Genomic DNA, 4,107 nt, shown 5'->3' with positions numbered 1-4,107 from the left:
ATCGGCGACGCGAACATGTCCGAGCTGGCGACGTTCCTCAAGATCGGCACCACCTCGCTCGTCCTCGACGCGATCGAGAGTGGCGTCCGCTTCGCCGATCTCCAGGCGCTCGATCCGCCCAGCGCGGTCGGCGTCATCAGCCACGACACCGGACTAAAGCGGGCGATCCACCTCGCCGACGGGCGGGAGCTCACCGCGCTCGAGATCCAGCGGGAGATCCTCGCACGAGTCCGAGCGCACGCCGAGGGGAACGCCTCGACTCCGAATTGGGCAGCGGAGGTCCTCGACGAGTGGGAGGCGATCCTCGATGCGCTCGCCACGGATCCGCTCTCGTGCGCCGACCGCCTCGACTGGCCGGCGAAGCTCGCGCTCCTCGATGGGTTGCGCAGGCGCGATGGGCTCGAATGGGACGACCCCAAGCTCGCGGCCCTCGACATCCAGTACTCGGACATCGATCCCGAGCGCGGCCTCTACAACAGGCTCGCGGCGCGCGGCCGCATCCGGCGACTCGTGGACGAGGAGGACGTGCGGTCCGCCGTCATCAATCCGCCGGAGAACACCAGGGCGTGGCTCCGCGGCGAGGCGATCGGCACGCTCGGGGAGCGCATCTTCGCGGCGGGCTGGGATCAGCTCACGATCATCGACGACGCGGGCGATCCCCGTCTCGTGGCCATGCCCGATCCGTACGCGGGCACGCGAACGGAGACCGAGGAGCGTCCCGAGCTGCTCTCGCTCTCACCGTCCGCACCCACCCACGTTGTCGCAGGCGACCGAGCGGCGAGCCGCGGCGCGTCCGGCTAGATCGGGCCCACCGGCAACCGAACCATCAGAAGAGAAGGAGGGACGCCATGTCCCAGATCAGCACCACACGGAACTCCGGCGGAGGGGACGACGACGAGGCCGGACAGGTCGCGAAGGCCGCCCAGACGGGCGAGGCGGACTCTCTCCTCGACGAGATCGACGACATCCTCGAGACCAACGCCGAGGAGTTCGTCAAGTCCTACGTGCAAAAGGGCGGTCAGTGATCCGGCGCATCGTCGGCATCGAGACGGAGTTCGGGATCACGTCCGTGTCGGCGAAGGGCTCCAGGGCGCTGGGCGCGGACGAGATCGCCCGATTCCTCTTCCGCCCGATCGTCGAGCAGTTCCGCTCGTCGAACGTCTTCCTCGGCAACGGCTCCCGACTCTACCTCGACGTCGGCTCGCATCCCGAGTTCGCGACGGCCGAATGCGACGGGCTCCGCCAGCTCATCGCGCACGACAGGGCGGGGGAGAAGATCGTCGACGATCTCGCCGTCGATGCCGAGCGCACACTCGCCGAACAGGGGATCGACGCGAAGGTCTTCCTCTTCAAGAACAACACCGACTCCGCGGGGCATTCGTATGGCTGCCACGAGAACTACCTCGTCGATCGGTCCAACGTGCTGCGGGACGTCGCCGTCGAGCTGCTCCCGTTCCTCGTCACGAGGCAATTGATCTGCGGTGCAGGAAAGATCCTCACCGAACCCGACGGCTCGACAACGTACTGCTTCTCCCAGCGCGCCGAGCACATGTGGGACGGAGTCTCCTCCGCGACGACCCGCTCGCGCCCGATGATCAACACTCGAGACGAGCCGCACGCGGACTCCAAGCGTTTCCGGCGGATGCACATCATCGTCGGCGATTCGAACATGATCGACGCGACGACGATGCTCAAGATCGCCTCGACGCGGCTCGTCCTCGAACTTCTCGAGTCCGGCGTATCGATGTCGCACCTGGCGATCGCCAATCCCGTCCGCGCGATCCGCGAGGTCTCCCGGGATCTCGGCGGCGGCGCCGAGGTCGCGCTCGCCGGCGGCGGCACCGCGACCGCGATGGCGATCCAGCGCGAGTTCCTCGCCGAGGCCGAGGCTCATTTCGCCCGGTCCGAGGAGGCAGGCGACGAGCGAGAGGACCGCGAGGACTACGCCGCGATGCTCGACCTGTGGCGCCGCGCCCTCGACGCGATCGAGAGCGGCGACTTCTCCTCGATCGCCGCGGAAATCGACTGGGCGGCGAAGCTCCGGCTGATTCGTGCCTACCAGGAAAAAGGCGGCCTCGAACTCGGGGACCCGAAGCTCGCGCAAGTCGACCTCGCGTTTCACGACATCCGCCAGGGTCGTGGCATCGCCCGCCTCCTCGAAGCGCGCGGACAGCTGGTCCGCATCACCTCCGACGAGGAGATCGCCGCGGCCGCCGAGACCCCTCCGCAGAGCACGAGGGCGAAGTTGCGCGGCGCCTTCATCTCCGCGGCGCAAGAGGCGGGGGCGGAGTTCAGCGTCGACTGGGTACACCTCAAGTCCGGTTCGGGGACCTCGACCGTGGCCAACACGGTGGCGCTCCTCGACCCCTTCGTCACCGAGGACGAGCGTGTCGCCGATCTCATCGCGGGGTTCGCTTCCGTAACATAGGCGCGTGTCCACTTCCAAGTCCCAGCGCCTGGTCAACCTGGTGATCTGTCTGATGTCCCGGCAGCAGTACATCTCCGCCGAGGCCATCGCGAGCACCGTCCAGGGCTATGAGGACTCCGCGAACCACAATGCGTTCCTGCGGACCTTCGAGCGGGACAAGGCGGAGCTGGAGAAGTCCGGGATCCGGATCGACGTCGGGGAGACGCCCGAGGGGCCACTGGGGTATCTCATCCACCGCGCGGACATCGAGCTCCCGCCGATCGAGCCGACGCCGCGAGCCGCCGCCGTGCTCGCGGTGGTCGGCGAGGTGTGGAGCGGGGCCGCGCGCAACGCCGAACTCTCCGGCGCGCTCACCAAGCTGCGGGCCGCGGGAATCCGGCCCGAGCTCGGCGTGCCCGTCGAAGTCGAGTCCGATGCGGTCGACTCGGGCGAGCTGACGGTCGCCGCCGAATTCGCCGAGCTGAGCACGCAGCGCAAGGTCGCCACATTCTCCCACGCCGCGGTCGGAGCGGAGACGCCGCGCACGCGGACGCTCGAGCCCTGGCTCGTGGGTTCGCAGGGTGGCCACTGGTACGTCGTCGGCCACGACCGAGACCGCGACGGGGTGCGCTGCTTCCGCCTCTCCCGGGTCGCCGAGGTCAAGGCCGTGACGTCCGGCTCAGGCGCCACCGCGGCGGCCGAGCGCCCGCCGATTCCCGAAGTCCAACGGATCCTCGAGTCCACCGTGCGAGCATTCGACCCGGTCGTCGACGCGTGGGTGTGGGTCGCGAACGGGGTCGGCGCGGTGCTCCGCTCTCGCGCCGCGTCCTCCACGCCGACGGAGCTCGACGGAGTCGCGGGTGAGGAGCTGGAGATACCGGGTATCACGCTCAATGCCGCGACCGAGCTCGTCGCGGGGGCAGGTTCGAGAGCTGTCGCCCTCGCCCCCGAGTCGCTCGTCGATTCCGTCGTATCCGCCCTTACCGCGGCGAAAGGATGGGCATCATGACGCCACGTTCCCCGGTCTCCGCGGCCCGCATGCTCACGGTGCTCGCGTATTTCCGCCGCCAGGGCGGGCCCACGCGCGTCTCCGAAGCCGCCCGCGCCTTGGAGATCACCGCAAAGCAGCTCCGCGACACCCTGACCCAGCTCTGGACTTGCGGGCTGCCGGGCTACGGCCCCGGCGATCTCATCGATCTCGCGTTCTGGAGCGAACCCGCCGAGGTGCCTGCGCCGGGATCCGGTTCGGTGGATGACGGCGCAGGTGCCGGTTCCCCCGGGACCGACTCGTTCGACGACGATGCCGATCTCGCCCGGGCCGACTACGTCGAGGTCATCGAGTTCGCGGGCATCACCAGGCCGCTCCGCCTCACCTTCGAGGAGGCGATCACGTTGAAGACGGCGCTTGCCGCGCTCGCGGGGCGGGAGGAGGTCGTCGATCCGGAGGGACTCGAGGAGGCGCTACAGATGTTGAGCGCCGTGGCTCCGGCCGACGTTCCGCTCGACGCCATGGCGACTGGCTCGGGTCCGTCGTCATCCGGGGGAGTATCCGGGGGTGCAACGGCGACGGAGCTGAGGGCCGCCCTGCGGCAGGGCCATGCCGTGCGGTTCCTGTATCACTCTGCGGGTTCGGATTCGACGCGGCTGCGGGTCGTCGACGGCGGGCATCTCCACGTCGAGCCCGAACATTCTTACCTACG

Annotated in this window: 5 protein-coding genes; all 5 read left to right on the top strand. The window is 69.0% G+C overall.

Translation table 11 applies throughout. From position 1 onward, the window contains the following. Positions 1 to 801, top strand: an 801-nt coding sequence (locus V7E05_RS13765; protein WP_333620204.1) for a proteasome accessory factor PafA2 family protein, incomplete at its 5' end; no start/stop codon positions are given. Positions 802 to 848: 47 nt separating this feature from the next. Then, positions 849 to 1,025, top strand: coding sequence for a ubiquitin-like protein Pup (locus V7E05_RS13760; protein WP_333620203.1), 177 nt, complete (start codon positions 849 to 851; stop codon positions 1,023 to 1,025). Further along, a complete protein-coding gene (gene pafA, locus V7E05_RS13755; RefSeq protein WP_333620202.1) occupies positions 1,022 to 2,428 on the top strand; it encodes a Pup--protein ligase in 1,407 nt (468 codons plus the stop codon). Before V7E05_RS13760 ends, pafA begins: the two co-directional genes overlap by 4 nt. Positions 2,429 to 2,432: 4 nt before the next feature. Continuing rightward, complete coding sequence (locus V7E05_RS13750) at positions 2,433 to 3,416, top strand: helix-turn-helix transcriptional regulator (protein ID WP_333620201.1); 984 nt, start codon at positions 2,433 to 2,435, stop codon at positions 3,414 to 3,416. A gap of 29 nt (positions 3,417 to 3,445) precedes the next feature. Further along, positions 3,446 to 4,107, top strand: a 662-nt coding sequence (locus tag V7E05_RS13745) for a WYL domain-containing protein (RefSeq protein WP_442891686.1), incomplete at its 3' end; no start/stop codon positions are given.

The organism is Dietzia sp. (assembly GCF_036741115.1).
Taxonomy (GTDB): domain Bacteria; phylum Actinomycetota; class Actinomycetes; order Mycobacteriales; family Mycobacteriaceae; genus Dietzia.
Note: the sequence above shows the minus strand (reverse complement) of the source record. Positions and strands in the feature narration are given on the sequence as shown.